General features: G+C 59.2%; 22 protein-coding genes. 9 read left to right on the top strand and 13 right to left on the bottom strand.

What is annotated here, in order from left to right; translation table 11 throughout:
• From ACYVB2_RS13815 to ACYVB2_RS13775, 9 genes are all read right to left on the bottom strand, one after another.
• A partial coding sequence (locus ACYVB2_RS13815) for an electron transfer flavoprotein subunit beta/FixA family protein (RefSeq protein ID WP_382433952.1) occupies positions 1 to 364 on the bottom strand: 364 nt, incomplete at its 3' end.
• 45 nt (positions 365 to 409) lie between these two features.
• On the bottom strand, positions 410 to 1,408 hold the full coding sequence (locus ACYVB2_RS13810) for a Bug family tripartite tricarboxylate transporter substrate binding protein (RefSeq protein ID WP_382433950.1): 999 nt from the start codon (positions 1,406 to 1,408) through the stop codon (positions 410 to 412).
• 84 nt (positions 1,409 to 1,492) lie between these two features.
• On the bottom strand, positions 1,493 to 2,467 hold the full coding sequence (locus ACYVB2_RS13805) for an NAD(P)H-dependent flavin oxidoreductase (protein ID WP_382433948.1): 975 nt from the start codon (positions 2,465 to 2,467) through the stop codon (positions 1,493 to 1,495).
• Between the two features lie 6 nt (positions 2,468 to 2,473).
• Positions 2,474 to 3,718 carry a CaiB/BaiF CoA transferase family protein gene (locus ACYVB2_RS13800; protein ID WP_382433946.1) on the bottom strand — a complete coding sequence of 415 codons (1,245 nt, stop codon included), beginning with the start codon at positions 3,716 to 3,718 and terminating at the stop codon, positions 2,474 to 2,476.
• A gap of 13 nt (positions 3,719 to 3,731) precedes the next feature.
• Positions 3,732 to 4,541, bottom strand: a complete 810-nt coding sequence (locus ACYVB2_RS13795; protein ID WP_382433944.1) for an oxepin-CoA hydrolase, alternative type — start codon at positions 4,539 to 4,541, stop codon at positions 3,732 to 3,734.
• Between the two features lie 14 nt (positions 4,542 to 4,555).
• The gene (locus tag ACYVB2_RS13790; RefSeq protein ID WP_382433942.1) at positions 4,556 to 5,692 is read right to left on the bottom strand and encodes an acyl-CoA dehydrogenase family protein; all 1,137 of its coding nucleotides are present in this window, start codon (positions 5,690 to 5,692) and stop codon (positions 4,556 to 4,558) included.
• A 10-nt stretch (positions 5,693 to 5,702) separates the two neighbouring features.
• Positions 5,703 to 6,899, bottom strand: coding sequence for an acyl-CoA dehydrogenase family protein (locus ACYVB2_RS13785; protein WP_382433940.1), 1,197 nt, complete (start codon positions 6,897 to 6,899; stop codon positions 5,703 to 5,705).
• A 10-nt stretch (positions 6,900 to 6,909) separates the two neighbouring features.
• Positions 6,910 to 8,097 carry an acetyl-CoA C-acyltransferase gene (locus ACYVB2_RS13780; RefSeq protein WP_382433938.1) on the bottom strand — a complete coding sequence of 396 codons (1,188 nt, stop codon included), beginning with the start codon at positions 8,095 to 8,097 and terminating at the stop codon, positions 6,910 to 6,912.
• Positions 8,098 to 8,113: 16 nt separating this feature from the next.
• Complete coding sequence (locus ACYVB2_RS13775; protein WP_382433936.1) at positions 8,114 to 10,234, bottom strand: 3-hydroxyacyl-CoA dehydrogenase NAD-binding domain-containing protein; 2,121 nt, start codon at positions 10,232 to 10,234, stop codon at positions 8,114 to 8,116.
• Positions 10,235 to 10,346: 112 nt separating this feature from the next.
• Between ACYVB2_RS13775 and ACYVB2_RS13770 the strand changes: the two genes are divergently transcribed.
• Positions 10,347 to 11,261, top strand: a complete 915-nt coding sequence (locus ACYVB2_RS13770) for a LysR family transcriptional regulator (protein WP_382433934.1) — start codon at positions 10,347 to 10,349, stop codon at positions 11,259 to 11,261.
• Here the strand turns inward: ACYVB2_RS13770 and ACYVB2_RS13765 are convergent.
• Positions 11,240 to 11,743: a YbhB/YbcL family Raf kinase inhibitor-like protein gene (locus ACYVB2_RS13765; protein ID WP_382433932.1), complete on the bottom strand. Its 504-nt coding sequence runs from the start codon at positions 11,741 to 11,743 to the stop codon at positions 11,240 to 11,242. The two genes, ACYVB2_RS13770 and ACYVB2_RS13765, sit on opposite strands and share 22 nt — an antisense overlap.
• 76 nt (positions 11,744 to 11,819) lie before the next feature.
• Here ACYVB2_RS13765 and glmS point away from each other — a divergent pair, with 76 nt between their 5' ends.
• Positions 11,820 to 13,712 carry a glutamine--fructose-6-phosphate transaminase (isomerizing) gene (glmS, locus tag ACYVB2_RS13760; protein ID WP_382433930.1) on the top strand — a complete coding sequence of 631 codons (1,893 nt, stop codon included), beginning with the start codon at positions 11,820 to 11,822 and terminating at the stop codon, positions 13,710 to 13,712.
• A 29-nt stretch (positions 13,713 to 13,741) separates the two neighbouring features.
• On the opposite strand, the gene ACYVB2_RS13755 is transcribed toward glmS, so the two are convergent.
• The gene (locus ACYVB2_RS13755) at positions 13,742 to 14,698 is read right to left on the bottom strand and encodes a LysR family transcriptional regulator (RefSeq protein WP_460536997.1); all 957 of its coding nucleotides are present in this window, start codon (positions 14,696 to 14,698) and stop codon (positions 13,742 to 13,744) included.
• Positions 14,699 to 14,887: 189 nt separating this feature from the next.
• Here ACYVB2_RS13755 and benA point away from each other — a divergent pair, with 189 nt between their 5' ends.
• The 6 genes from benA to ACYVB2_RS13725 all read left to right on the top strand — a co-directional run bounded on the left by benA (position 14,888) and on the right by ACYVB2_RS13725 (position 21,389).
• Positions 14,888 to 16,249, top strand: coding sequence for a benzoate 1,2-dioxygenase large subunit (gene benA, locus ACYVB2_RS13750; protein WP_382433926.1), 1,362 nt, complete (start codon positions 14,888 to 14,890; stop codon positions 16,247 to 16,249).
• Between the two features lie 20 nt (positions 16,250 to 16,269).
• Positions 16,270 to 16,758, top strand: coding sequence for a benzoate 1,2-dioxygenase small subunit (gene benB, locus ACYVB2_RS13745; protein ID WP_382433924.1), 489 nt, complete (start codon positions 16,270 to 16,272; stop codon positions 16,756 to 16,758).
• Between the two features lie 38 nt (positions 16,759 to 16,796).
• Entirely contained in the window at positions 16,797 to 17,807 is a 1,011-nt protein-coding gene (benC, locus tag ACYVB2_RS13740) for a benzoate 1,2-dioxygenase electron transfer component BenC (RefSeq protein WP_382433922.1), read from the top strand.
• Between the two features lie 63 nt (positions 17,808 to 17,870).
• Positions 17,871 to 18,656 carry a 1,6-dihydroxycyclohexa-2,4-diene-1-carboxylate dehydrogenase gene (locus ACYVB2_RS13735; RefSeq protein ID WP_382433920.1) on the top strand — a complete coding sequence of 262 codons (786 nt, stop codon included), beginning with the start codon at positions 17,871 to 17,873 and terminating at the stop codon, positions 18,654 to 18,656.
• 90 nt (positions 18,657 to 18,746) lie between these two features.
• Entirely contained in the window at positions 18,747 to 20,093 is a 1,347-nt protein-coding gene (locus tag ACYVB2_RS13730) for an MFS transporter (protein ID WP_460536991.1), read from the top strand.
• Positions 20,094 to 20,207: 114 nt separating this feature from the next.
• A complete protein-coding gene (locus ACYVB2_RS13725; protein ID WP_382433917.1) occupies positions 20,208 to 21,389 on the top strand; it encodes a benzoate/H(+) symporter BenE family transporter in 1,182 nt (393 codons plus the stop codon).
• Here ACYVB2_RS13725 and ACYVB2_RS13720 read toward each other — a convergent pair.
• Positions 21,386 to 23,158, bottom strand: coding sequence for an ATP-binding response regulator (locus ACYVB2_RS13720; protein WP_382433915.1), 1,773 nt, complete (start codon positions 23,156 to 23,158; stop codon positions 21,386 to 21,388). The two genes, ACYVB2_RS13725 and ACYVB2_RS13720, sit on opposite strands and share 4 nt — an antisense overlap.
• A gap of 233 nt (positions 23,159 to 23,391) precedes the next feature.
• Between ACYVB2_RS13720 and ACYVB2_RS13715 the strand changes: the two genes are divergently transcribed.
• On the top strand, positions 23,392 to 24,975 hold the full coding sequence (locus ACYVB2_RS13715) for a bifunctional aminoglycoside phosphotransferase/ATP-binding protein (RefSeq protein ID WP_460536987.1): 1,584 nt from the start codon (positions 23,392 to 23,394) through the stop codon (positions 24,973 to 24,975).
• A gap of 8 nt (positions 24,976 to 24,983) precedes the next feature.
• Here the strand turns inward: ACYVB2_RS13715 and ACYVB2_RS13710 are convergent, their stop codons facing one another.
• Positions 24,984 to 25,514 (bottom strand): YqaA family protein, encoded by a 531-nt coding sequence (locus tag ACYVB2_RS13710; RefSeq protein WP_382433911.1) that lies wholly within the window; start codon positions 25,512 to 25,514, stop codon positions 24,984 to 24,986.
• Positions 25,515 to 25,581: the final 67 nt, after the last annotated feature.

Below are 25,581 nucleotides of genomic sequence, written 5' to 3'. Positions count from 1 at the left end.
CGTCGATGGCTTGCTTGCCCAAAATGATGAGGCCGGGTTGCTCTTTGTCCACCAGCGCCTTGAGCAGCTTGGCCACGGCCAGCGGTTGCAGTTCGGCCTCGGTTTCGACCAAGATGGCGCGGTCGGCGCCGATTGCCATGGCCGTGCGCAGGGTTTCCTGGCACTGGGCGGTGCCGCAGGAGACGGCGATCACCTCAGTGACCAAGCCTTTTTCTTTCAGGCGCACGGCCTCTTCGATGGCAATTTCGTCAAAGGGGTTCATGCTCATTTTGACGTTGGCAATGTCCACGCCGGTGCCATCGGATTTGACACGCACTTTCACGTTGTAGTCCACCACGCGCTTGACCGGTACGAGAATTTTCATGGTTGGGGGTTCTGTATTGATTAAAAATAAAAGTGCAAGCTCTGTTTAATCCAGCTTGGCACCGGAGAGCTTGACCACCCGCTCCCAGATGGGCGCATCTTTTTGAAAGGCGGTGGAAAACTGCTCGGGGGTATTGCCCACCGGAATAAACCCCATCGTCTGGATGCGCTGGCGGATCTCTGGCAGGGCAATGATGGCCCGCACTTCTGCCGTGACCTGTTGCAGCACATCAGTGGGTGTGCGTGCTGGGGCACTCATGCCAAGCCAACCACTGATCCGAAAAATTTCGTCTTTGATGCCTTGCTCAATCAAAGTCGGTGTTTGGGGCAATGCCGCCATGCGTTGTTCGCCAGTGACGGCCACGACCTTGACCCGGCCCGAGTCAATATGGGGCTTGGCCGCTTGCAAACTGGCAAAGGCCATGTCGATTTGGCCTCCGGCCAAGTCTTGCATCATGGGGGCTTCGCCTTTGTAGGGGGCATGGGTCATATCGGCCGCCAGGTTGTGGCTGATCCACGCACAAGCCAAATGGGAGTACGAACCACTGCCCCAGGAGCCATAGGACAGTGCGCCCTTGTTGCGCGTGATATGGTTCCACAGGTCGGTGGCGTTGTTCACTGGCAGCTTGGGATTGACCAACAAGGTGACGGGGGCCAGCGCAATTTGTGTCATCAGTGCCTGATCGCGCTGTGGGTGGTAGGGCAGCTTGGTATACAAAAACTGGTTGATCAACATGGTGGTGCCCAGCGAGATCAAGAAGGTGTAGCCATCAGGCGCAGACTTGAGGGCAAAGTCCGTCCCGGTCACGCCACTGCCTCCGGGGCGGTTGTCTACCAACACGGGCTGCCCCATCCGGGTGGCTAATTTTTCTCCGATAGAACGGGCCAAGATGTCGGTGGCCCCACCGGGGTTAAACGGCACAATCAGTTTGATCGGTTTGTTGGGGTAATCGGTTTTTGCCCAAACGGGAACGCCCAGCAGGCTACTGCCAGCCAAAGCGCCCGCTTGCAACCATTGGCGGCGGCGGATATTGAGATGTTCCATTTTTGTCTCCTTGGGATTTTTATTACAGGGGGCCGTGAGGGTGTCACCTGAAGGTGCAGGCGAGCAGAATCAGTGCGTTTGCGTTCAGCGCAGCATGGTGGTGAGCCGCTCGCTGATAAGTGCATGCGCTTGGGCCATGATGTCGTCGATCAGTTGCTGGACGGTGGGTATATCGTGGATGAGTCCGGCCACCATGCCGCAAGACCAAGCCCCCGCCTCCATCTCGCCTTGCTGCATGATGCGGGGATAGACCCCTGCTACTTCGGGCAAGATGTCTTCAAACCGCAGGCTGGCCCCCAAGGCACGTTCTTTGTCGAGCAGACGTTCCACGGCGGCGTTGTTCAACACCCGCTCGGTGTTGCGCAACGGACGCATCACCAAGCGGGTATCGAGCTCGGTGGCAGCCACAATGGCTTGCTTGACATTGGCATGCACCGGCGCCTCTTGGGTGGCAATAAAGCGGGTGCCCATGTTGATGCCCTCGGCCCCCAACGCCAGTGCCGCCACCAAAGAGCGGCCATCGGCCATGCCGCCAGAGGCAACAAACGGGATCTTCAGTGCCTGTGCCGCACGCGGCAACAAGATGAAGTTGGGCACATCGTCCTCACCGGGATGACCGCCACACTCAAAGCCGTCTACGCTGATCGCATCGCAACCAATAGCCTGCGCCTTCAGTGCATGGCGCACCGAGGTGCATTTGTGAATCACCTTGATGCCGGCCTCTTTCAGTGCTGGCAACCATTGCTGTGGGTTGTTGCCTGCCGTTTCCACCACCTTGACGCCGCCATCGATGATGGCACGCACATAGCCCGGATAGTCTGGCGGCTGCACCGAGGGCAAAAAAGTCAAGTTGACGCCAAAGGGCTTGTCGGTCATAGCGCGGCAGCGCGCAATTTCTTGGGTGAGCAACGCTGGGGTGCGTTGGGTCAGGCCCGTAATGATGCCCAGCCCGCCCGCATTGGACACCGCTGCTGCCAGCTCGGCCAAGCCCACATGGTGCATTCCGCCCTGGATGATGGGGTGTTGGATGCCCAAAAGTTCAGTGATGCGTGTTTTCATGGCGGGTTACTCCACGGCAATGTGTTGTGCATGGGCCGTTGGCGGCAAGGTCAATATGCCTTGGGCCTGCAATGTTTGTAATTGTTCTTCTGGTAGTTGCAGCAGTTGTTGCAGCACTTCGCGCGTGCCTTCACCCAGCGTGGGCGGCGCTTGGCGAATAGGCAGGCGCTCGCCATCGAGCCGATAGGGTGGTGCAAACACTGGGGTACTGCCCACCACCGGGTGTGGCATATCACGCAACAAGCCGCTGCGTCGGGTGCGCTCGCTGGTGAGGGCTTCGTGCAAACCCACCACCTTGCCGCAAGGAATACCCGCTACTGTCAGGCGCTCGAGCAGCACATCGCGCTGGCCGGTACGGATGATTTCTTTGAGCAAGGGCAGCAACTCACGCCGGTTTTGCGCCCGGTTGACATTGGTGGCAAAACGCGGGTCGTCCACAATGTCGGGGCGCAAAATCACTTGGCGGCAAAACTTGTCAAACTGGGCATTGGTGCCCACGGCGATGATGAGCGGCCCATCTGCTGCGTCGTACATGCCATAGGGCACGATGGAAGGATGGGCATTGCCGTAACGCTCCGGGTCGTGGCCCAACTCCAGGGCATCTAGCCCGTAGTAGCCTGTCACAGTGATGCCGCAGTCGTACAGCGCCATCTCAATCAAGCGGCCCTTGCCCGTGCGTTCGCGGCGAAACAAGGCCGCCAACACCGCTTGGGCTGCATACATGCCAGTCATTAAATCCACCACCGCCACGCCAAACTTCAACGGCGGTTGGCTGGCCTCGCCATTGAGGGCCATGAGCCCAGCTTCGGCCTGAATCACCAAGTCGTAGCCAGGGCGCTTGGCCTCGGGGCCGCTGCTGTCGTAGCCGCCCACCGCGCAATACACCAAGTCGGGCTTGATGGCCCGCAGTTGCTCATAGCCCAAGCCGAGCTTTTCGGCACCGCCAGACTTGAAGTTGTGGATCACGACATCGCACTGTGGCAACAGATCGTGGATGATTTTTAGCCCTTCAGGGCTTTGCAAATCCAGCGTGATCGACCGCTTGTTGCGGTTCATGCTGTTGTAGTAGGTGGTTTCGGTTTTGCCAATGCGCAAGCCCCAGTCGCGGGTGTCGTCGCCCCGCCCCGGATGCTCTACCTTGATGACCTCCGCGCCAAAATCGGCCAGCACCATACCGCACATTGGCCCGGCAAAGACGCGCGAAAGATCCAGCACGCGCACCCCGTCCAGAGGGAAATCCATATCGGTCATCACAGTTTGTCTCCTATAGCCTGCCAGCCCCTTGCTGGCGTAGGCGGGTGAAATCGGGTTGGCGTTTTTCTAGAAAGGCCTGAATGCCTTCGTGCGACTCTGCGGTCGCTTGCGAATGCACCATCGACTGCGCTTCCAAATCCAGTTGTTGCTCCAGGGTATTGCGTGGTGCTTGGCGGCACAGTTCTTTGATACGCCCCATCGCCCACTCTGGGCCAGAGGCTACTTGACGGGCCAATGCCAAAGCATCTTCCAAGGCACGACCGGGCGGAGCCAGCCGATTGACGGCCCCCAGTGCATGCAGGCGCTCACCACTGAGGCGCTCGCCCGTCAGGCACAACTCGGTCAGCACCTGGCGCGACACCAACTCGGCCAAAAAAGCGGTAGCCCCACCATCAGGGGTGAGGCCCACCTTCACATAAGCCACCGAGAACACCGCATCGCTGGCGGTCACCAGCATGTCGCACGCCAGCGCCAATGACAACCCCGCACCCGCCGCAGCCCCTTCCACCGCAGCAATCAGGGGCTTGGGGCAATCACGCATCGCTCGGATCAGGTCGTGTAACCCCTCAATTCGGGTGCGGCGCTCCTGGGCTGGCAGTTCGCGGCGCGTAGCCAACTGACGCAAATCTCCGCCAGAGCAAAAATGCCCGCCCTCGCCAGTCAAAACAATGGCGCCCACAGTGGTATCGGCTGCCGCTTGGCGCAGGGCCGCGATCATGGCCGTGTAAAAATCCACCGACAGTGCATTGCGGGCGGCCACATTGTTGTTAGACAGTACCCACACTGCCCCCTCACGGCGGCTCAACAGGGCTGGACTCATGGCAATGCTCCAGTTCAGAGCGACTGGCCCAAAGCCATAAAACGTGCCAAATGGTGGTCTTCATCGCCCAATTGGTGGTCGATCATCACCAACCGTTTGGCATAGTGGGACAGGGGCAACTCCCACGTCATGCCAATTCCACCATGCAGCTGGATGCTCTCTTGAGCCACCAGAGTGCCGATGCGGCCCAGCGTGTATTTAGCCGCCGACAGCGCCCGCTCACGCTGGATGCGATCATCCTCGTCAATGGCCGCTGCCGCATTGATCACAGCAGAACGTGCCTGCTCCACTTCAATGAGCACATCCGCCATGCGGTGTTGCAGCGCCTGAAAGCTACCAATGGGCTTGCCAAACTGCTTGCGGGTTTGCAGGTATTCGAGGGTGCTTTTTTTCGCCACATCCATGGCGCCCAAGGCTTCGGCACACAGGGCCAGAATGCCGTAGCCCACGGCCCGCTCCAGCAGAGCCATGCCCTGATTGGGCGCCCCTAACAGGGCGTCCGCCCCCACCTGCACGTTGCTCAGTGTGATTTCTGCGGCACGGCCCCCGTCCATACGGCCATACCCTCGGCACGCCAAACCCACAGCATTGCCGGGCACCAGAAACAGCGAGATACCCGCTTCGCTGTCGACTGCGCCCGAGGTGCGGGCCGACACCAGCAATAAGTCGGCCTGATCGCCAAACAACACCACTGCTTTTTGGCCTGTCAGCAACCAGCCCTTGTCATTGGCAATCGCTTGGGTGGTGACATAGGCCAGCTGGTAATGCGAACCAGGCTCATCGTGTGCCAATGCAGCCACTGTGCTGCCACCCATCAGGCTGGCAAGGTGTGCTTTTTGGGCCGCAGTACCTGCGGCCACCAGCGCCTGCCCCACCATCAGCGCCCCCAAAAAAGGCTCCACCACCAGCCCTTGCCCCAAAGCCTCAAACACCACAGCGATGTCAAAGCCTGCCCCGCCAAAGCCCCCATCGGCCTCGGGAAACAAAGCGCCAATGGCCCCCAACTCAGCAAATTGCTGCCACAGGGCTGGGCTATGGCCTGTCTCGCCATAGGCGACCGTGTTGCGGGTCTCAATACCGTATTGTTCGGTCACAAAACGGTGCAGGGTATCCGCCAGCATGCGGCGGTCTTCGGTGTGTTCAAAGTTCATCGCAACAGCCTCACAGTCCCAAAATCATCTTGGCGATGATGTTTTTCTGGATTTCATTGGAGCCGCCAAAAATCGACAGCTTGCGGTAGTTGAAATAATTGGCCGCTGCCGTGGCAGCTTCCTTGGGCCCCACGGGGGTGGCGCTGTCGTCTGTGTACTGAGCCTCCTCCACAAATGGCAGCGCATACGGCCCCATGGCACGGCGAATCAGCGACAGCAGTTCTTGGCGGATCTCGGTGCCCCGAATCTTTAGCATCGAGCTTTCGGCCCCTGGCACACCACCACCGGCCACAGCCGCAATCACGCGCAGGTTGGTGGTTTTCATGTTCTCCAGATCAATTTCCACCTTGGCCATGCGAGCGGCAAACTGTGGGTCTTGGGCCAAGGGTTTGCCGTTTTTATGCACTTTGGCAGCAATCACCTTCAGTTTTTCCAATGCTGCAACAGAAAACCCAACCCCGGCAATGCCAGTGCGCTCGTAGGTGAGCAGGTATTTGGCGTAAGTCCAGCCCTTGTTTTCTTCACCCACCAGGTTTTCTACCGGCACTTTCACATCGGTAAAAAACACTTCATTGACTTCGTGGTCGCCATCGAGCGTACGGATGGGGCGCAACTCCACGCCGGGTGTGTTCATGTCTACCAGCAAAAAGCTGATGCCTTCCTGTGCCCGTGCTTCCCGGTTGGTACGCACCAGACAAAAGATCATGTTGGCGTGCTGGCCCTGGGTCGTCCAGGTTTTCTGACCATTGACGATGTAATGCCCGCCTTGGCGCACGGCAGTGGTCTTGACCGAGGCCAAATCGGAACCAGCACCGGGCTCAGAATAGCCTTGGCACCACCAGTCCTCGCCACTGAGAATGCGCGGCAACCAGTAACTTTTCTGTGCTGCATTGCCAAACTTGATCAGCACGGGCCCCAGCATATTGACACCAAAGGGCACAATGCGCGGGCCACCAGCGAGTGCGCATTCGGTGTCAAAGATGAACTTCTGCACGGCCCCCCAGCCGGGGCCGCCGTACTGTACGGGCCAATGGTTGGCATACCAGCCCCGCGCATTGAGTATGGCGTGCCAATCGTCCTGATCTTGCTTGCTCAGGCGTTGGCCTGCCTTGACCTTGTGGGAGATGCGGGCGGGCAGTTTTTCTTGTAGGAAGGTTTGCACTTCGGTGCGAAAGGCTTCCTCGTCGGGGGTGAAATGCAGATCCATGTGGGGTTCCTCAGAAAATTTCGAACAGGCCAGCCGCACCCATGCCACCAGCGATGCACATCGTGACCACGGCATACTTGGCCTTGCGCCGACGCCCCTCCAACAACACATGGCCCACCAAGCGTGCGCCAGTCATGCCAAAAGGGTGACCGATGGAGATGGCACCACCATTGACGTTCAGGCGCTCATCGGGAATACCCAGCCGCTGCTGGCAGTAGATGGACTGCGAGGCAAATGCCTCGTTCAGCTCCCACAGGTCAATGTCGTCCACCTTCAGGCCGTGGCGCGCCAACAACTTGGGCACGGCAAACACGGGGCCAATGCCCATTTCATCGGGTTCACAACCAGCCATGGCCATCCCCCGAAAAGCACCCAGTGGTTGCAAACCCAAACGCTCGGCCTGTGTGGCCTCCATGAGCACGCAGGCGGCAGCACCATCAGACAGTTGCGAGGCATTGCCCGCCGTGATGAACTGCCCCGGCCCTTTGACCGGCTGGAGCTGTGCCAAGCTCTCATAGGTGGTGCCGGGGCGGTTGCAATTGTCGGCAGTGGCCGTCACTTCGCGCTGGCTGACGGCGCCGGTGGCCTTGTCGGTCACGGCCATCACGGTGGTGCAGGGCACAATCTCATCGGCAAAGCGGCCTGCCGCTTGGGCCTGTGCTGTTTTGCGTTGGCTCTCCAGCGAGAAACGGTCTTGGGCTTCACGGCTGATGCCGTAGCGGTGGGCCACCACATCGGCGGTGTCGATCATCGCCATATACAAATCCGGCTTGTGCTCGAGCACCCAAGGATCGATGCCCGTGTCCACACCAGTGCCCTCGCTGCGGCGCAAGCCCGAAATACTCTCCACCCCTCCGGCAATCATGGCCGGGGCACCGTCCACCATGATGTGGTGGGCGGCCATAGCAATGGCTTGCAAACCCGAGGCACAAAAGCGGCTGACCGTTGCTCCGGCAATGCTCAGGGGCAGCCCGGCGCGCAACACACTGGCACGTGCCACATTACGGCCCGTGCGTCCCTCAGGGTACCCACAGCCCAAAATGGCATCTTCAATGAGGGCAGGGTCTATACCCGAACGCTCTACTGCGGCCTTCACGGCATAAGCGGCCAAGGTGGTGCCGGGGGTAATATTGAACTCACCCCGGTGCGACTTGGCTAGGGGCGTACGGGCGGTAGAGACGATGACGGCTTCACGCATGGGATATCCTTTTCGTTTATTCGCGGTGGTTCAGGCTGTCAAAGTTGGCCCCTTGGGCCACCAAGGTTTCCAACAGTGCTGCGGGCTGCCAAAACCAAGCATCCTCTTGGGCAAACTCACGCAGATCGGCCAATACCTTGTCCAGCCCGACCATGTCGGCGTATTTCATGGGGCCACCACGAAAGCGCGGAAAGCCATAGCCCGACAAAAAGGTCACATCCACATCCAACGGGCGCAGGGCAATGCCCTCTTGCACCACCTTGGCGCCTTCGTTGACCATGGCAGCCATGTAGCGGCGGATGATTTCGTCCGCCGTGAATGGGCGTGGGGTTATGCCCTTTCTGGTCCGTTCGGCATCGACGATAGCCAGCACTTCAGGGTCGGGTACCCCCGTGCGCGCCCCCTGTGGGTACAGATAAAACCCCCGCCCGGTTTTTTGCCCAAACCAGCCGCGCTCACACAGGCGGTCACTGATTTCTACATAACGGGCGCGCGGATCACGGGTGGGGGCACGGCGCTTGCGGGCCGCCCAGCCAATATCCCCTCCGGCCAAATCCACCACCTGAAACAACCCCATGGGATAGCCAAAGGCCCGCAACGCCTCATCAATCTGGTAGGGGCTGGCACCATCTTCCATCAAGTAATCTGCGGCTTGCCGATACACCGCCATGATGCGGTTGCCAATAAAACCATCGCACACCCCAGCCCGCACAGGGGTTTTCTTCATCTTTTTAGCCAATGCAAAGGCGGTGGCTACTACGTCAGCCGCCACCTTGGCGGGCACCACAATCTCCAGCAGCTTCATGATGTTGGCCGGACTGAAAAAGTGCAACCCAACCACATCTTGCGGACGGCTGGTCACAGCGGCAATCGCATCAATATCAAGGTAAGAAGTGTTGGTAGCCAACACGGCACCGGGCTTACACACGCGATCCAACTCCTGGAACACGGTCTTTTTGACGTCAAGATCCTCAAACACGGCCTCAATCACCAGATCTACCTGCCCAATGTCGTCATACGAGGTGCTCGGGGTGTAACGTGCCATCACCGCGGCTTTGGCCTCTGCGCTCAGGCGGCCTTTGGCGATCAGGCCGTCATAGACCTTTTCCACATGGGCCTGACCACGGGCAATGGAGGGGGCATCGCGTTCAATCATGGTCACCTGCAACCCTGCATCCAGCGCCGCCACCGTGATGCCCGCCCCCATCGTGCCACCACCAATAATGGCAATGTGGGCCAAGGGGCGCGGGGTTGCTGCCTTGGCTTCTGGGATCTTGGCGGTTTCACGTTCCGCAAAAAAGGCGTGGATCAGGCCCGCACGCTGGGGGCTGTCTAGGCATTGCAGAAACAAGGCTCGCTCTTGCTTTAACCCCTCGTCAAAGGGCAAATCAATGGCCCCTTGAATGGCCTCCAGAATTTTCAGTGGAGAGAACAACCCCGGTGTCTTTTTGGCGGTGTGGGCCTTGAGCACATTCAGCGCCGCTTGGCTGGCAGCCTTGTTGATCAGCGCGCCTGCATCACGGGTACGGCGCACCGGGGCTTTTTGTGCCAACAGGGTCTGGGCATAAGCCAGCCCGGCAGCGCGCACATCGTGGCCCCCATCCAAATCATCGATCAGACCCACCGCCAAGGCTTCTTGGGCTCCCATGTGGCGACCACTGAGCATCAGCTCTGCTGCGGCCTGCACACCGATCAGGCGCGGCGTGCGTTGCGTGCCCCCCGCACCGGGCAACAGGCCCAAGTTCACTTCTGGCAGCCCCAATTTGGCGGCAGACAAACCCAGACGGTAGTGCGCAGCCAGCGCCACCTCCAACCCACCACCGAGGGTTGGGCCATGCAATGCGGCAATCACCAGCTTGGGGCTGGCTTCGATTCGGTTGCAAAGGTCGGGCAGTAGCGGGGGCTGTGGGGGTTGACCAAATTCACGGATGTCAGCCCCAGCAATAAAGGAGGTGCCTGCCCCCAATAGCAACACGGCCTGGACAGCAGCATCCTGTTCCGCCTGCTCTAGGGCAGCCCATAGCCCTTGGCGCACCGCCACGCCCAAGGCATTGACGGGTGGGTTGTCAATGGTCACCACCAGCACGCCACCTTCGCGGGCCGTGGTGACAACGCAAGCGGGAATGGCAGTGCCCATGCAGATGTCTCCTGTATTGATGTTCTGGAGAGTGATTGTTGATGCGCGAGCCAGTCTTGACAATCACAGCATCCATTGACAGACTGTCAAAAATTTTTTGACAAATAAAACCATGGACTTGGCCTCTCTGACCTTGCTGGTCGACATCATTGATGCGGGCAACTTGAGCCAAGCGGCACGCAAGCTCAAAATGACCCGGGCCAATGTCAGCTACCACCTGCACCAATTGGAAAAATCGGTGGGAGTGCAATTGGTGCGGCGCACTACCCGCCGTGTAGAGCCCACCGAGTTGGGCCTGCGGCTGTATGCACATGGCCGCAGCATTCACAATGAGCTGCTGGCCGCCCGCGAAACCATCACCACTTTAGGCCAGGGGCTGCAAGGGCGGGTGGGCTTGAGCGTGCCCAGCGGCTATGGGCAAATGGTGGTGTCTGACTGGTTGATTGACTTCAAACGCCTGTACCCCGGCATCGTGCTCGATGTGCTGTTTGAAAACCGGGTCGATGACCTGATCCGCGATGAAGTCGATATTGCCATTCGGGTTTTGCCAGAGCCGCCCGACGCATTAGTCGCCCGAGAACTGGGGCTGGTGCGTTATCTGGCTTGCGCCTCGCGGGGGTTTGCCCAGCAGCACGGCCTGCCAAGCACGCTTGAGCAATTGCGCACCATGCCGTTGATTACTTCGGCGGTGGTGGGGCGTCAGTTGCGCCTGCGCGCCTATCGTGGTGGCACCCGCGAAGAAGTGATGCTTGAGCCCACGCTCATCTCTGAGCATTTTCCATTTTTGCGCCAAGGCATTTTGGCCGGGCTGGGCATAGGGCTGGTGCCCGATTATGTGGTGCAAGACCAGATTGCTACCGGCGACGTGCTCACCATGCTGGACGACTACCGACTGAGCATTTTTGGCACCCGTATGTACCTGCTCACCATGCCCAATCGGCACCAGACGCGTGCCGTGCGTACCTGTATAGACTACCTGTTGGGCCGGGCCTTGCCGGCCCCTTCTCAGGCTGCTGGGCGAGCGTAGGTTGCCGTAAAGGTGGCCTTTTCTAGCGTGTGCGCATTGATCATAAAACCAGCCAATGCTGCAGAGGCATCGTCTGGAATGTCCAAACGCGGCACGCTCAATGCGTGAACGGTGAAGATATAGCGGTGTGGTGCATCGCCGGGCGGTGGGCACATGCCACCCCAAGCATAGGCACCATAGTCATTGCGTATCTGCCGGGCTGGAGCGGGCAGGTTGGCACCACCTTGGGCGCCAGCATGGGCTGCCAAAGTGGTTGTGCCCGCAGGCAAATCCACCACCAACCAGTGCCACCAGCCCGAGCCGGTGGGGGCATCGGGGTCATACACCGTGAGGGCAAAGCTTTGGGTGCCCACTGGGGCGCCGCTCCACTGCAACACCGGCGACTGGTTCTGGCCCGCACAGCCAAAGCCATCAAACTCGAACTGGGGTGGCACGCTGCCACCGCTGGGAATGTCGGGGCTGCTCAGGGTAAAGCGGGTCATGGGCTACTCCTTGAAAAAGTCTGAGATTCGGCAATTTAACGCACAATTGAGCCACCTTTTCAGCGGAATTTTTCTTATGTGTGGCATCGTTGGCGCCGTCTCCTCGCGCAATATCGTTCCTGTGTTGGTACAAGGGCTGCAACGGCTGGAATACCGGGGCTACGACTCCTGTGGCGTGGCCGTACACACGGCCAGCCTAGACGGTGCCACCAGCGGTGGTTTGCAGCGCGCCCGCAGCACGGCTCGGGTGGCCGAGTTGCTAGAGCAGGTGCAACAGGTGCCGGTGCAGGGCGCTACGGGAATTGCCCACACCCGTTGGGCTACCCACGGCGCTCCAGTAGAGAGCAATGCCCATCCCCATTTCAGCTATGGCCCCACCGCCGAGGCCCACCGCCAGCCCACAGCCTTGGGCCGAGTAGCCTTGGTACACAACGGCATCATTGAAAACCATGAGCCGCTGCGCGCCGCCTTGCAAGCACAGGGGTATGTGTTTGCCAGCCAAACCGACACCGAAGTCATTGCCCACCTGATCGACAGCCTGTATACCGGTGATTTGTTGGCTGCGGTGCAAGCCGCCGTGGCGCAGTTGCACGGCGCTTTTGCCATCGCCGTGCTGCACCACGACGAGCCGCACCGCGTTGTGGCAGCCCGTGCTGGCTCACCCTTGGTACTGGGTGTAGGACAAGAAGGACAAGAGCATTTTGTTGCCAGCGATGCAATGGCCTTGGCCGGAGTGACGGACCAGATCATCTATCTGCAAGAGGGAGATCTGGTCAATTTGCAACCAACCGGCTACAGCATTACCACCCGGGATGGACAGCCACTGACAACGGCAGAGCGCCCCGTGCGTACTGTCCATGCCCACAGTGGTGCCGCAGAGTTGGGGCCATACCGCCACTACATGCAAAAAGAAATTTTTGAGCAGCCCCGTGCCATTGCCGACACCCTGGACGGCATCACCCGCATCGTGCCAGCCCTGTTTGGCCCAGAGGCAGCGCAGGTGTTCCGTCAGATTGATTCGGTGTTGATTTTGGCCTGCGGCACCAGTTACTACAGCGGCTGCACGGCCAAATACTGGCTCGAATCTATCGCCCGCATTCCGACACAAGTGGAAGTAGCCAGCGAATACCGCTACCGAGACTCGGTGCCCAACCCGCGCCAACTCATCGTCACTATCAGCCAGTCCGGCGAAACCGCCGACACCTTGGCGGCCCTGCGCCATGCGCAAAGCCTAGGCCACCCACATACGCTCACCATCTGTAACGTGACCACCAGCGCAATGGTGCGGGAATGCGCGCTGGCCTACATCACCCGTGCTGGGGTAGAAATTGGTGTCGCCAGCACCAAAGCCTTCACCACCCAACTGGCTGGGCTGTTTTTGCTCACCTTGGTGCTGGCCCAAACCCAAGGCCGCCTCAGCGCCGAACAAGAGGCGGCGCATTTGCAAGCCATGCGCCACCTGCCGGTGGCCTTACAGGCGGTGCTGGCACTGGAGCCACAGCTCATTGGCTGGGCCGAAGACTTTGCCCGCATGGAAAATGCGCTGTTTTTGGGCCGAGGGCTGCACTACCCCATTGCCCTGGAGGGAGCACTCAAGCTCAAGGAGATCAGTTACATCCACGCCGAGGCCTACCCCGCCGGGGAGCTCAAACATGGCCCGCTGGCCTTGGTGACCAGCGCCATGCCGGTGGTCACAGTAGCCCCCAACGATGCGCTACTGGAAAAGCTCAAAAGCAACATGCAGGAGGTGCGCGCGCGCGGTGGGGTGCTGTATGTGCTGGCCGATGCCGATACCCGCATTGAGAGCAGCGAGGGTATCCATGTCATCCGCATGCCCGAGCATTACGGTGCGCTGTCTCCGCTCCTGCACGTCGTGCCGCTGCAACTACTGGCCTACCACACCGCCTGTGCCCGTGGCACCGATGTAGACAAGCCACGCAATCTGGCAAAAAGCGTGACGGTGGAGTGAGCAGACCCCAAGGGCAAAAGGATGGGTGATCATAGGCTGGCCGCTCTTGTCTCATCGCCTGGAGAAGCCCCCACAGGCGCAGCCACTTGCCCTGGATAGACGCCCTCTTGATACACCTCGTCAATCAGCGTGCGCAGCAGCAGCAAGTCGGGGGAACGGTCATGCAACCGGGTGCTCATGATGATGGGTGAGACGGCACTGGGCTCCATCAAGGGCCGGTAGAGCACATCCTCACGGCGCAGCTTCTGCACCCCTGATGGCACCACACACAGCCCCATTCCAGAGGCCACCAGCCCCAGCGCCGTCTGCATTTCATTGACTTCATGCACCGTGCCCGGCTCAATGCCCAAGTCGTGGCAAATGGACAACACCTGATCGGCATAGCTGGGCCGGGGTTGGCGCGGGTAAATCAGCAAGGGATAAGGCTTGATAGCGGTCAGACTCAGGGGGCTGCTGTCGCTGGCCAGCGGGTGTTCGCAGGGCATCGCCAACACCAACGGTTCTTTGCGCAGCACCTCACGTTTGACATTGGGGCTTTCCAGCCGAATGCGCCCAAAACCCACATCAATGCGCCCGGCATTGAGGTCTTCAATTTGCTGCACTGACGTGCGCTCCAACAACACCAGCTCGGTATGTGGTTGCGTGGCCCGAAACATGCGCACGATGTGCGGTAAGGCGCCATACATCGTGGAAGCCGCAAACCCCAACACCAACCGTTTATCGGTTTGGGCAATGCGCCGCGTCATGGCAATGGTCTCGTGGAACTGCTCCAACAGCCGCACTGCACGGGCATAAAAGAACCGCCCAGCCTCGGTCAAGTGCAGTGGTCTGGCCTCACGATCGATCAGGGGCTGACCAATCGCTTCTTCTAGCTGCTGTATCTGCCGACTGAGCGGCGGCTGCGAGATATGCAACCGCTCAGCCGCACGGGTAAAGCTGCGCTCTTCAGCCACAGCCACAAAGTATTTGAGGTGTCGTAAGTCCATGCGATACCTTTTAGGTATGAAGTCGGTTGAAAACAGTCTTTGCCCTGTTTATATCTTTATTCATAAGATATTTACTGCGCGCATTAACTTTGATCAAAAAAAGCAATAGTAAAGATCGTATCAGGGTAAACCCTGCACTGATCTGACCATGCGGCAGGAAGCCCCCAGACAAGCACAAAAGGAGACACGATGAGTACCCCTGCACCCAACGCCAGCGTGCAAGAGCGATTGGATCAAATGTTGGTGGAAGACCCCAGCCAGCATATCTACAAACTGCACCGCTCTGCATTTACCGATGCAGAATTGTTTGATTTGGAGATGAAGCACATCTTTGAGGGCAACTGGATTTATCTGGCCCACGAGAGCCAAATCCCCAACCCCAACGACTACTACACCACCTATATTGGTCGCCAGCCCATCATCATCACCCGCAACAAACAAGGTGAGTTGAATGCGGTGATCAACGCCTGCTCGCACCGTGGTGCCACACTGGCCCGCAGCAAAAAGGGCAACAAAGCCAATTTCACCTGCACATTTCACGGCTGGACATTCAATAACAGCGGCAAATTGCTCAAGGTAAAAGATTCGGCAGACGCGGGTTATCCCGAACATTTCAATAAAGAAGGTAGCCACGACCTGAAGAAAATCGCTCGCTTTGAAAGCTATCGCGGTTTTCTTTTTGGCAGCCTGAATGAAGATGTTAAACCCCTGACCGAGTTTTTGGGTGAATCCACCAAAATCATCGACATGATTGTCGACCAATCCGCCCAAGGTTTGGAAGTGCTGCGCGGCTCCTCCACCTATACCTTTGACGGCAACTGGAAACTGCAAGCCGAAAACGGTGCCGATGGCTACCACGTCACTTCGGTGCATTGGAACTACGCTGCCACCACCAACCACCGCAAGCAAGCAGCAGCCGGTGATGGCATCAAAGCCATGGATGCTGGCAACTGGGCCAAAAATGGCGGTGGCTTCTACTCATTTGAGCATGGTCACATGCTGCTGTGGACACGTTGGGCCAACCCGCAAGACCGCCCGGCCTACCAGTACCGCGATGACCTGATTGAGCGTTGCGGCGAGGCCCGCGCCGATTGGATGATCAGCCACTCGCGCAACCTGTGCCTGTACCCCAATGTCTATTTGATGGACCAGTTCAGCTCGCAAATTCGTGTGCTGCGCCCCATCTCGGTGGACAAAACCGAAGTGACCATCTACTGCATTGCCCCCAAGGGTGAATCGGCAGAAGCGCGTGCCCACCGTATCCGCCAGTACGAAGACTTCTTCAACGCCTCGGGCATGGCCACCCCCGACGACTTGGACGAGTTCCGCGCCTGCCAAGAAGGCTTTGCCGGTATCGACCTGGCTTGGAACGACATGACCCGTGGGGCCACCCACTGGGTGCATGGCCCCGATGAGGCCGCCAAAGAGATCGACCTGCAACCCAAGCTCAGCGGCATCAAAACCGAGGACGAAGGCTTGTACACCGAACAGCACCGCTACTGGCTCGAGGCCATGCAGCGGGCCGCAGCCGCCGAGAAAACCCAGAAATAAGCGCAGACGGAGCCATTGACATGACAATGACGACAGAACAAGTCCAAGCCTTTTTGTACCGCGAAGCCCGCCTGCTCGATGACCGCCAATGGGACGAATGGCTGGCCTGCTACAGCGAGAATGCCGAGTTCTGGATGCCCTCGTGGGACGATGACGGCGAGTTGACACGCGACCCACAAAGCGAAATCTCGCTCATTTACTACCCCAACCGCAGTGGTTTGGAAGACCGCATCTTCCGTATCCAAACCGAGCGTTCTTCGGCCAGCACCCCGCTGCCACGCACGCTGCACCAAACCAGCAATGTGGAAATCCTGTCGCAAGACGGCCAGCAACTCAAGGTGCGTTTTAACTGGCACACCCTGAGCTTTCGCAACCACACCACCGACAGCTACTTCGGCACTTCGGAGTACACCTTGGACGTGTCGGGCGCGCAGCCAGTGATTCAGCGCAAGTACGTTGTTCTGAAGAACGACTACATCAGCCACGTCATTGACGTCTACCACATTTGAGCCTTGGGCCGGGGCTTGGCCCCGGCCTGTCCAATACCATGAGCCACCATATTGCGCTTCAATTTGAAGATGGCGTGACCCGCTTCATTGAAGCCTCGCCCACCGAAACCGTTGCCGATGCCGCCTACCGCCAAGGCGTGAACATCCCCCTCGATTGCCGTGATGGTGCCTGTGGCACCTGCAAGTGCTTTGCCGAATCGGGTCAATACACCCAAGGCGAATACATTGAAGATGCCCTGACCGACGAAGAAGCGGCCCAAGGCTATGTGTTGAGCTGCCAAATGCGTGCCGCCAGCGATTGCGTACTGCGCATTCCGGCTTCGTCAGCAGCTTGCCGCACCCAGCAAGCACACTACGAGGCCCACATCCGCGAAGTGCGTGCGCTGTCGCCCAGCTGCATCAGCCTGACCATTGAGGGCGAAAGCCTGAAAAAACTGGCTTTCTTGCCGGGGCAGTACGTCAATTTGCAAGTGCCCGGCACCGAGCAGACACGCGCTTACTCGTTCAGCTCGTTGGTGCAAAACGGTGCGGTGTCGTTTTTGATTCGCAATGTGCCCGGTGGCTTGATGAGCAGCTACTTGAGCCAGCAAGCCCAACCTGGTGCGGCCATCAGCCTGACTGGCCCGCTTGGCAGCTTCTACCTGCGCGATATTCAACGTCCGTTGTTGCTGTTGGCCGGTGGTACGGGCTTGGCACCGTTCACGGCCATGCTAGAAAAAATTGCCGAGCAAGGGGGCAGCCCGCATCCCTTGCACCTGATTTATGGCGTGACCCACGATGCCGATTTGGTGGATGTGGACAAGCTGCAAGCCTTTGCCGCCCGCATCCCCCACTTCACTTTTGCTACCTGCGTGGCCAGTGCCGAAAGTGCCCATCCACAAAAAGGCTATGTGACGCAATACATCACGCCCGCGCAATTGCACGACGGCAATGTGGATGTCTATCTGTGTGGCCCACCGCCGATGGTGGAGGCGGTGAACCAGTTCATGCGCCAACAAGGCATTCAGCCCGCCAACTTCTATTACGAGAAGTTCTCCGCCAGTGCCTAAGCACCCCGTGCTTTTCTTTCTGACCAGGCCCGCACTGTGGGCCTTTTGGTGATGGAGTGTGTAATGAGCCTACGTTTTCAGGACAAAGTAGCGGTAGTGACGGGAGCTGCCCAAGGCATAGGCCGGGGTGTGGCCCTGCGCTTGGCAGCTGAAGGGGCTGCGCTGATGTTGGTAGACCGCTCTGAACTGGTCTATGAGCTGCGCGACGAGCTGGCCCACCGTTCCCCACAAACCAGCGTGCAGGTACTCACCGCCGACATGGAGCAAGCGCAGGACTGCCAACGCACCATGCAAACAGCCAAAGCGCATTTTGGCCGGATTGATGTGCTGGTGAACAACGTGGGCGGCACGATTTGGGCCAAGCCGTTTGAACACTACCAAGTGAGCGAAATTGAGGCCGAGGTGCGCCGCTCCTTGTTCCCCACGCTGTGGTGCTGCCATGCCGTGCTGCCTTATATGTTGGAGCAAGGCCAAGGGGCCATCGTCAATGTGTCGTCCATTGCCACGCGCAGCATCAACCGCGTGCCCTATGGCGCGGCTAAAGGCGGCGTGAACGCCCTGACGGCCTGCTTGGCCTTTGAAACCGCGCAACGGGGCGTGCGCGTCAATGCCATTGCCACGGGCGGCACCGAAGCCCCACCCCGGCGCATTCCGCGCAATGCGGCGGAGCAGACCGAGCAAGAAAAGATTTGGTACCAACAAATCATCGACCAAACCGTGCAGTCCAGCCTGATGAAACGCTACGGAACCATTGATGAACAAGTGGGTGCCATTTTGTTCTTGGCCTCGGACGAGGCAGCTTACATCACCGGAACCACCCTGCCAGTGGGGGGCGGCGACTTGGGCTAAGTCCACTGCATAGGTTTCGTTTGATACCGGGGCTGTGCGCCAAGGCTCCGGTTTTTTTCATGTGCATAAACTTTATAAAGAGAGACAAACATGCAAAAAGTTGATGTCCACAGCGTCGTCGACCATGCCAAATTCAATGGCTTTCACTGGATGGTGATGTGCCTGTGTGCTTTGGTACTGATTTTTGATGGCTACGACCTGTTCATCTTTGGCGCGGTGTTGCCTGCCATCATGAAAGAGTGGGGTTTGACGCCCTTGCAAGCGGGTGCTTTAGGCAGCTACGCCTTGTTTGGCATGATGGCTGGGGCCATGTTTTTTGGCCCTTTGGCCGACAAAATTGGCCGTAAAAAGGGCATTGCCATTTGCTTTGCGCTGTTTTCTTGCGCCACCATCGTCAACGGCTTTGCCCGCACCCCGACCGAGTTTGGCATTTTTCGTTTCTTGGCCGGGCTAGGCTGTGGTGGCCTGATGCCCAATGCCGTGGCACTGATGAACGAGTATGCGCCCAAGCGTCTGCGCAGCACGCTGGTAGCCATCATGTTCAGTGGCTACTCTTTGGGTGGCATGTTGGCCGCCGGGGTGGGCATTTATGTGCTGCCCGAGTTTGGCTGGCGCTCGATGTTCTTTGTGGCTGCCGTACCGCTGATTGCACTGCCCTTCATCATGTTGATGCTGCCCGAATCGTTGGGATTTTTGGTGCGCCAAGGCCGCCACGACGAAGCGCGCCAACTGCTGGGCCGGGTCGAACCCAGCCGCACTTTTAACACCCAAGATGAGTTGGTACTGGTAGGCGGTGGCAAGGGGGGTAGCGCCTCGGTGCTGGAGCTGTTCCGTGAAGGTCGTTTGCTGGGCACACTATGCCTGTGGCTGGCGTTTTTTTGCTGCCTGTTGATGGTGTATGCGCTGGGGTCTTGGTTGCCCAAGCTGATGGCCAATGCCGGTTACAGCCTGGGCTCTAGCCTGAGCTTTATGTTGGCGCTCAACTTCGGCGGCATGGCTGGCGCCATTTTGGGTGGCTGGCTGGGCGACCGCTTCAACTTGAGCAAAGTGATGGTGGGCTTCTTCTTGGCAGCAGCTGTGTCTATCAGCTTACTGGGCTTCAAGAGCTCTATGCCAGTGCTGTATCTGTTGATCTTTGTGGCCGGTGCTACCACGATTGGTACGCAAATCCTGTTGTACGCTGGCACGGCCCAATACTATGGCCTGTCCATCCGCTCTACCGGGCTGGGTTGGGCCTCGGGCATTGGCCGCAATGGTGCGATTGTTGGCCCCCTGTTGGGCGGTGCCTTAATGACAGCCCAATTGCCACTGCAACTCAACTTTATTGCCTTTGCCATTCCGGGGGCCATTGCGATGGTGGCAATGGTGGTGTTCAGTGTGCGTGAGAGCCGCCAGCCCCACGGCACACTGACTGCTGTGCCTGCCACAGCCAACTAACTGGCCCAGCCCAACGGCAGTTGGGCTTTGCATCCTTGCCCCCACCCGTTCAGCGGCTGGGGGTTTTTTCTTGGGTTCTTGCCGGTAGGTATGTCCGGCGACAGGACGGGTCAAGTGAGCTTACGTCAGGATTTTTCTCTCTCTGCTTTGACTGCCGGTTTGCTGGCGGTCATCATTTCTTATGCCGGGCCGCTGGTCATTTTTTTCCAAGCCGGGCAAAGCGCACAGGTGTCGCCTGAGATGATGTCCTCGTGGGTCTGGGCCATCTCGTTTGGCGCAGGCTTGTCGGGGCTGTTGCTGAGTTGGTGGCTCAAAGTGCCGGTGGTCACGGCGTGGTCGGCACCGGGCACAGCGTTGCTGGTGACGCTGTTTCCGGCCATCACGCTAGAGCAAGCGGTGGGGGCTTATTTGTTGTCGGGTCTGGTGATGTTGCTGATGGGCTTGTCGGGTTATTTTGACAAGCTCATCCAATCGATTCCCAAGGGCATTGCCAGCGGCATGATGGCGGGCATTTTGTTCCAGTTTGGGGTCGGGGCTTTTCAGGCCGCCAAAACAGCCCCAGTGCTGGCACTGTCCATGATTGGCATCTACTTGTTGTTTCGGCGCTTGCTACCGCGCTATTGTTTGGTGATTTTGCTGCTGGCGGGTTTGGGCCTGGCGGTGCTGCTGGAGGGGGTGAGCCTGTCGGGGGTACCGTGGGCTTTGGCACAACCCACCTTTATCACCCCAGAATGGACTTGGGAAGCCACCTTGAGTTTGGCCGTGCCCTTGGTGCTGGTGAGCGTGACCGGGCAGTATTTGCCCGGCATGGCTATTTTGCGTAGCGCGGGTTACAGTACGGCTGCGCGGCCCATCATCGTGTCTACCAGCATGGCCTCTTTGGTAGTGGCTTGTTTTGGTGGCATCAACATTGTGATTGCAGCCATTACGGCGGCCCTGTGTACCGGCAAAGATGCCCACGAGCAAGCCAATCAACGTTACATCGCCGGTATGGCGAATGGCCTTTTCTACCTGATTGGGGGCAGTTTTGCCAGCAGCATCATTTGGCTGTTTGCTGCTTTGCCCCAAACCTTGATTGCCGTGCTGGCCGGTTTGGCGCTGATGGGAGCCATTGCTGGCAGTTTGGTCAATGCCATCAACGAGGTTGACCACCGCGAAGCCTCCATCATCACCTTTTTAGCCACCGCCTCAGGCATGACGCTATGGGGTTTGGGTTCGGCTTTTTGGGGGGTGTTGATTGGCGGCGTGGCCTACGTGCTCTTACACCAACCTTGGCAGCAAAAGCCTGCCCGTTAGGTGGGCAGGCGCATGGCGTACAAGCTGTGCAGCACAGCGCGCAACTTGGCTGGCTGCACAGGTTTGTGCAACAGCAGAAAACCGCTGGCACTGGCTTCGCGCAGGCGTTCAGGGGCAGTATCGCCGGTCAGAATGGCCGCTGGTATCGGCAAGCGCAGTGCCTGCCGCACAGCGGCAATGGCCTCACTGCCTGTATGGCCCGCTTGCAGCCGGTAGTCGGCCAGCACCATATCGGGCGCGTGGGCCTGCTGCTGTAGTAACGCCACGGCCTCTTGGGCGCTGGCGGCCGTCCAGACCATACAGCCCCAGCGGGCCAAAACATCTGTCATGGCCTGCCGGATAGCGGGCTCATCATCAATCACCAGCACCGTACACTGGAGCACGGGTGTATCTCCATCTGGCGCGGTGGCAAGCGGCAGTGGCAGGGCCGGCTGCACCATGGGCACACTGACCCAAAAGGCAGAGCCCCGGCCCACACAGGAGCGCAACGTGATCGGATGGTCCAGCACGCGGCACAAACCACGCACAATCGCCAGCCCCAGCCCCAAGCCCTTGCGCTGGTCTCGCTCGGGGTTGCTCAGTTGGTAAAACTCCCGGAAGATGGCCTGATGGTATTGGGCAGGAATGCCCGGCCCCGTGTCATAGACCACCAACGCGACCCGCCCCTGTTGCTGGCGGCAACCTACCAGCACACGGCCCCGCTCGGTATGGTGAATGGCATTGATGATCAGGTTGCGCAAAATACGCCCCAGCATCTGGGCATCGCTGTAGGTGTGCAATCGCGTGGTGGCAAAGTTGAGTCGAATGCCCTTGTCCTGCGCAATCGGCCACAGTTCTTGCTCTAGGGCATCAAACAAATCTTGTACCGCCAACACCTGCCGTTGCGGCTCAAACAGCCCAGCCTCCAGTTTAGAAATTTCTAACAGGGCATTGAGCAACTCTTCCAACGATTGGGCCGAAGTGCCCAGATACTCCACCACCTGTTGCGCCCGCACAGGGTCGCGCTCGTGGCGCAGTGCCTCCACAAACAGCCCCACCGCGTGCAATGGCTGGCGCAGATCGTGGCTCGCAGCGGCCAAAAATTTGGATTTCGCCAAATTGGCGTCTTCAGCCCGGCTGCGGGCCTCTTCGGCCACTTGTTTTTCGGCCATCAGTTGTTGCACCAGCTCCTGCTTCTCCAGTTGCAAGCGGATAGAGCGAATCAGCACTTTGGAGATCTGGCGTGCCCCCAACAAAATGTTGGCTAAATAGAGCACACAGATCAACCCCATGATGAAAAAGTCCCCGCCTTCCACCATGAAGCGACAGGCCATCGGCAACACCGTGGGAATCACCGAATACTGTGCGGGCGGCCAAGAAGCATAAGCCGGTATCGAACCTGCGGCCAGCCCGGCCAAAATCACCGTGAGAAAAATCAGCGCCAGCACCGACTGTGGAAAAAAGAAAAACCACCCGGCCAACCCCCAGATCAGCCCAGAACACAACGTGGCACTGGTGAGCACATAGCGCCAAGGAGCCTCGTCGCCCTCGGTATCTCGGTGCCGATAGGCCAACACCACAGCAGCCCGCACCAACGTAATCAAAAGCAGCGTTCCCCACCATCCCCAGAGCAAGGCATGGTCTGCAAGGTGGCGCAAACTCCAAGCCACTGCCGTAGCCAACAGCACGTTGGTGCTCAGCGTCGCGGGGGTATTGCGAAAGAGGACTTGGATCTGCTCTGCCAACACCTGTTGTGCCACCACAGGGCTGCTGGCCGGCTCAGTACGCATCAATACTCCATGCGGGCATTGACCACCGCAGTTGCGGGCTTGCCAGATGCACTCGCCCGTGGCAACACTGGGGCGGCATACAGGCGTAGCGATAGAGACATGGGACAAAAGGCATTCCACCACCGATTATCCGGGGATTGCTTAGGGTAGCTTGGCGCACCCACCCCAGACAGGCGGAGAAAATGGCTGCTTATTGCCACTTTTACAGTAACTCACCATTGCCACTGCCCACCATGTCTGAAGCTTCCAACCTCCGCCCCCTCTGGCTCAACCAACTGTTACAGGGCACCCATGCACTGGCCCCAGAGGCCACCTGCACCGAAACCCATATCTCTTGGGTCGTGCTGGCTGGCGGGCAGGCCGTCAAGTTCAAAAAGCCGCTCGATATGGGCTTTTTGAATTTCAGCACACTGGAGCTGCGCCGCCATGCCTGCCTAGAAGAGCTGCGCATCAATGCCCGCACAGCCCCCCAGTTGTACCAATCCGTGGTGGCTGTGCTGGGGCCACAAACCTCTCCTCGCTTGGTGCCATTGGCACAACTGAACGCACAAGAGCAAACCGAGGTGCTGGAGTACGGCGTGCAAATGCAGCGATTTGGTGCAGACCAGCTGCTGGCCCAGCAACTGGCAGCGGGCACCTTGCACACCAGCCACCTAAACGCCCTGGCCGAACAGGTTGCACAATTGCACCGCCAAGCCGCCGTGGCGCCAGCAGGCAGCCACTGGGGCAGCCCCATGCTCGTGCGCCAACAGTCCCAGGCCAATCTGGACGCCTTGGCCCGCCTACCACTGAACGAAGCCGACCGGGCTACTCTGGCCGCCCTGAGCGATTGGACGCAACAAGAAGGCGAGCGCCTGATGCCCCTGTTCAGCCAACGCCAAACCCAAGGCCATGTGCGTGAGGGCCACGGTGATCTGCACTTGGGCAATTTAGTGCTGTTGCATGAAACACCACAACTGTTTGATGCCATTGAGTTCAGCGAGGCGCTGCGCTGGATCGATACCATGGCCGATGGTGCTTTCTTGGTCATGGATCTGCACGCCCAAGGCCGCCCCGATCTGGCATGGCACTTCCTGAACGCCTGGCTAGAACAGTCGGGCGATTACGCAGGCTTGCCACTGTTGCCGTGGTATCTGGTCTATCGGGCCTTGGTGCGGGCGATGGTGGCAGGGTTTCGTCTGGGGCAAGTCCAAAGCGAGGCAGCCCAAGCCGAAGTTTGGCAAGAAGTGCGCCGTTACATGGCGCTGGCCGATCAGCTGCGCCAGCCGCGTGCGCGCTGGCTGTGGCTGGCCCACGGTGTCTCGTGGTCAGGCAAAAGCCGCCACAGTGCGCAACTGGTAGCCCAGCGCGGCATGGTGCGCCTGCGCGCCGATGCCGAACGCAAACGCCTGTTTGGGCTGGCGCCCACCGCCTCCAGTGCCGGTGCCACACCCCAAGGCATCTACACCCCCGACGCTACCCAGCGCACTTACGAACAATTGGCACTGCTGGCGGCACAAGTGTTGCAGGCCGGCTTTCCTGTGTTGGTAGATGCCACCTTTTTGGCACAACGCCATCGGGCACAACTGGTCGCAGTGGCCGCGCAGCAACAGGTGCCTTGTCGCATTTTGGCCTTTGATGCCCCGGCGGAGGTGCTGCGCGAGCGCGTACAACGGCGTCTGGCCAAAGGCGGCAACGCCTCTGAAGCCACCGTAGAAGTGCTGCAAGCCCAACTGGCTGCTCGTGAGCCCTTGGATGCCCAAGAACAGGCGCTGGCCGTGTGGGCTGACACCACCCAAACCTTGGACTGGAACGCCTTGTTGCCTGGTACTGACTGAGCCAGCGTTCAGCCAACCCCCAGCGTAGGAAACAGGTAGAGCAAGCCGCTGGTCATCACGACATAACGCAGCAGCTTGCCCACCGCCATATAGGCTACACAGGGCCAAAAGGGCAAGCGTAGCCAACCGGCCAATAGGCACAGCGGGTCACCCACTGCGGGCAGCCAACTGAGCAGGCAAGCCTTGGGGCCAAAGCGGCGCAGCCAGACACGGGCAATACGCTCGTGGCGTGAGCGGGGCTGGCGTTTGTCTGGTGCAGCGGCCTGCCCTGCGTGGTGGTGCTGGCGTGCCAAACGCCACGCCTTGTGCGCTCCCAAGCCCAACCACCAGTTCAAGGCTCCCCCCAGCGTGTTGCCCACTGTAGCCACCGCAATGGCCGGCCAAAACAGTGCTGGATTGAGCTTGATCAGGCCAAATACCACCGGCTCCGACCCCAATGGCATCAGGGTGGCCGAGATAAACGAAACCACAAAGACCGTGCTCAGCCCCAACTGTGGCAGCGCCAACAGTTCCAACAGGTGTTGCAGCCAGTTTTCCATGATGGGCGCGAGTGTAGTGGCGTGCAGTGCCCGCTTCTGCCCAAAATTTAAGCAGCTACAATTCTGC

The organism is Giesbergeria giesbergeri (assembly GCF_054779375.1).
This window is presented reverse-complemented; position numbering and strand designations above follow the sequence as displayed.

What these genes read in the sequence shown, in the direction of transcription:
- ACYVB2_RS13810 (WP_382433950.1), bottom strand. Translation starts at nt 1,408, where the DNA reads ATGGAACATCTCAATATCCGCCGCCGCCAATGGTTGCAAGCGGGCGCT.
- ACYVB2_RS13805 (WP_382433948.1), bottom strand. Translation starts at nt 2,467, where the DNA reads ATGAAAACACGCATCACTGAACTTTTGGGCATCCAACACCCCATCATC.
- ACYVB2_RS13800 (WP_382433946.1), bottom strand. Translation starts at nt 3,718, where the DNA reads ATGACCGATATGGATTTCCCTCTGGACGGGGTGCGCGTGCTGGATCTT.
- ACYVB2_RS13795 (WP_382433944.1), bottom strand. Translation starts at nt 4,541, where the DNA reads ATGAGTCCAGCCCTGTTGAGCCGCCGTGAGGGGGCAGTGTGGGTACTG.
- ACYVB2_RS13790 (WP_382433942.1), bottom strand. Translation starts at nt 5,692, where the DNA reads ATGAACTTTGAACACACCGAAGACCGCCGCATGCTGGCGGATACCCTG.
- ACYVB2_RS13785 (WP_382433940.1), bottom strand. Translation starts at nt 6,899, where the DNA reads ATGGATCTGCATTTCACCCCCGACGAGGAAGCCTTTCGCACCGAAGTG.
- ACYVB2_RS13780 (WP_382433938.1), bottom strand. Translation starts at nt 8,097, where the DNA reads ATGCGTGAAGCCGTCATCGTCTCTACCGCCCGTACGCCCCTAGCCAAG.
- ACYVB2_RS13775 (WP_382433936.1), bottom strand. Translation starts at nt 10,234, where the DNA reads ATGGGCACTGCCATTCCCGCTTGCGTTGTCACCACGGCCCGCGAAGGT.
- ACYVB2_RS13770 (WP_382433934.1), top strand. Translation starts at nt 10,347, where the DNA reads ATGGACTTGGCCTCTCTGACCTTGCTGGTCGACATCATTGATGCGGGC.
- ACYVB2_RS13765 (WP_382433932.1), bottom strand. Translation starts at nt 11,743, where the DNA reads ATGACCCGCTTTACCCTGAGCAGCCCCGACATTCCCAGCGGTGGCAGC.
- glmS (WP_382433930.1), top strand. Translation starts at nt 11,820, where the DNA reads ATGTGTGGCATCGTTGGCGCCGTCTCCTCGCGCAATATCGTTCCTGTG.
- ACYVB2_RS13755 (WP_460536997.1), bottom strand. Translation starts at nt 14,698, where the DNA reads ATGGACTTACGACACCTCAAATACTTTGTGGCTGTGGCTGAAGAGCGC.
- benA (WP_382433926.1), top strand. Translation starts at nt 14,888, where the DNA reads ATGAGTACCCCTGCACCCAACGCCAGCGTGCAAGAGCGATTGGATCAA.
- benB (WP_382433924.1), top strand. Translation starts at nt 16,270, where the DNA reads ATGACAATGACGACAGAACAAGTCCAAGCCTTTTTGTACCGCGAAGCC.
- benC (WP_382433922.1), top strand. Translation starts at nt 16,797, where the DNA reads ATGAGCCACCATATTGCGCTTCAATTTGAAGATGGCGTGACCCGCTTC.
- ACYVB2_RS13735 (WP_382433920.1), top strand. Translation starts at nt 17,871, where the DNA reads ATGAGCCTACGTTTTCAGGACAAAGTAGCGGTAGTGACGGGAGCTGCC.
- ACYVB2_RS13730 (WP_460536991.1), top strand. Translation starts at nt 18,747, where the DNA reads ATGCAAAAAGTTGATGTCCACAGCGTCGTCGACCATGCCAAATTCAAT.
- ACYVB2_RS13720 (WP_382433915.1), bottom strand. Translation starts at nt 23,158, where the DNA reads ATGCGTACTGAGCCGGCCAGCAGCCCTGTGGTGGCACAACAGGTGTTG.
- ACYVB2_RS13715 (WP_460536987.1), top strand. Translation starts at nt 23,392, where the DNA reads ATGTCTGAAGCTTCCAACCTCCGCCCCCTCTGGCTCAACCAACTGTTA.
- ACYVB2_RS13710 (WP_382433911.1), bottom strand. Translation starts at nt 25,514, where the DNA reads ATGGAAAACTGGCTGCAACACCTGTTGGAACTGTTGGCGCTGCCACAG.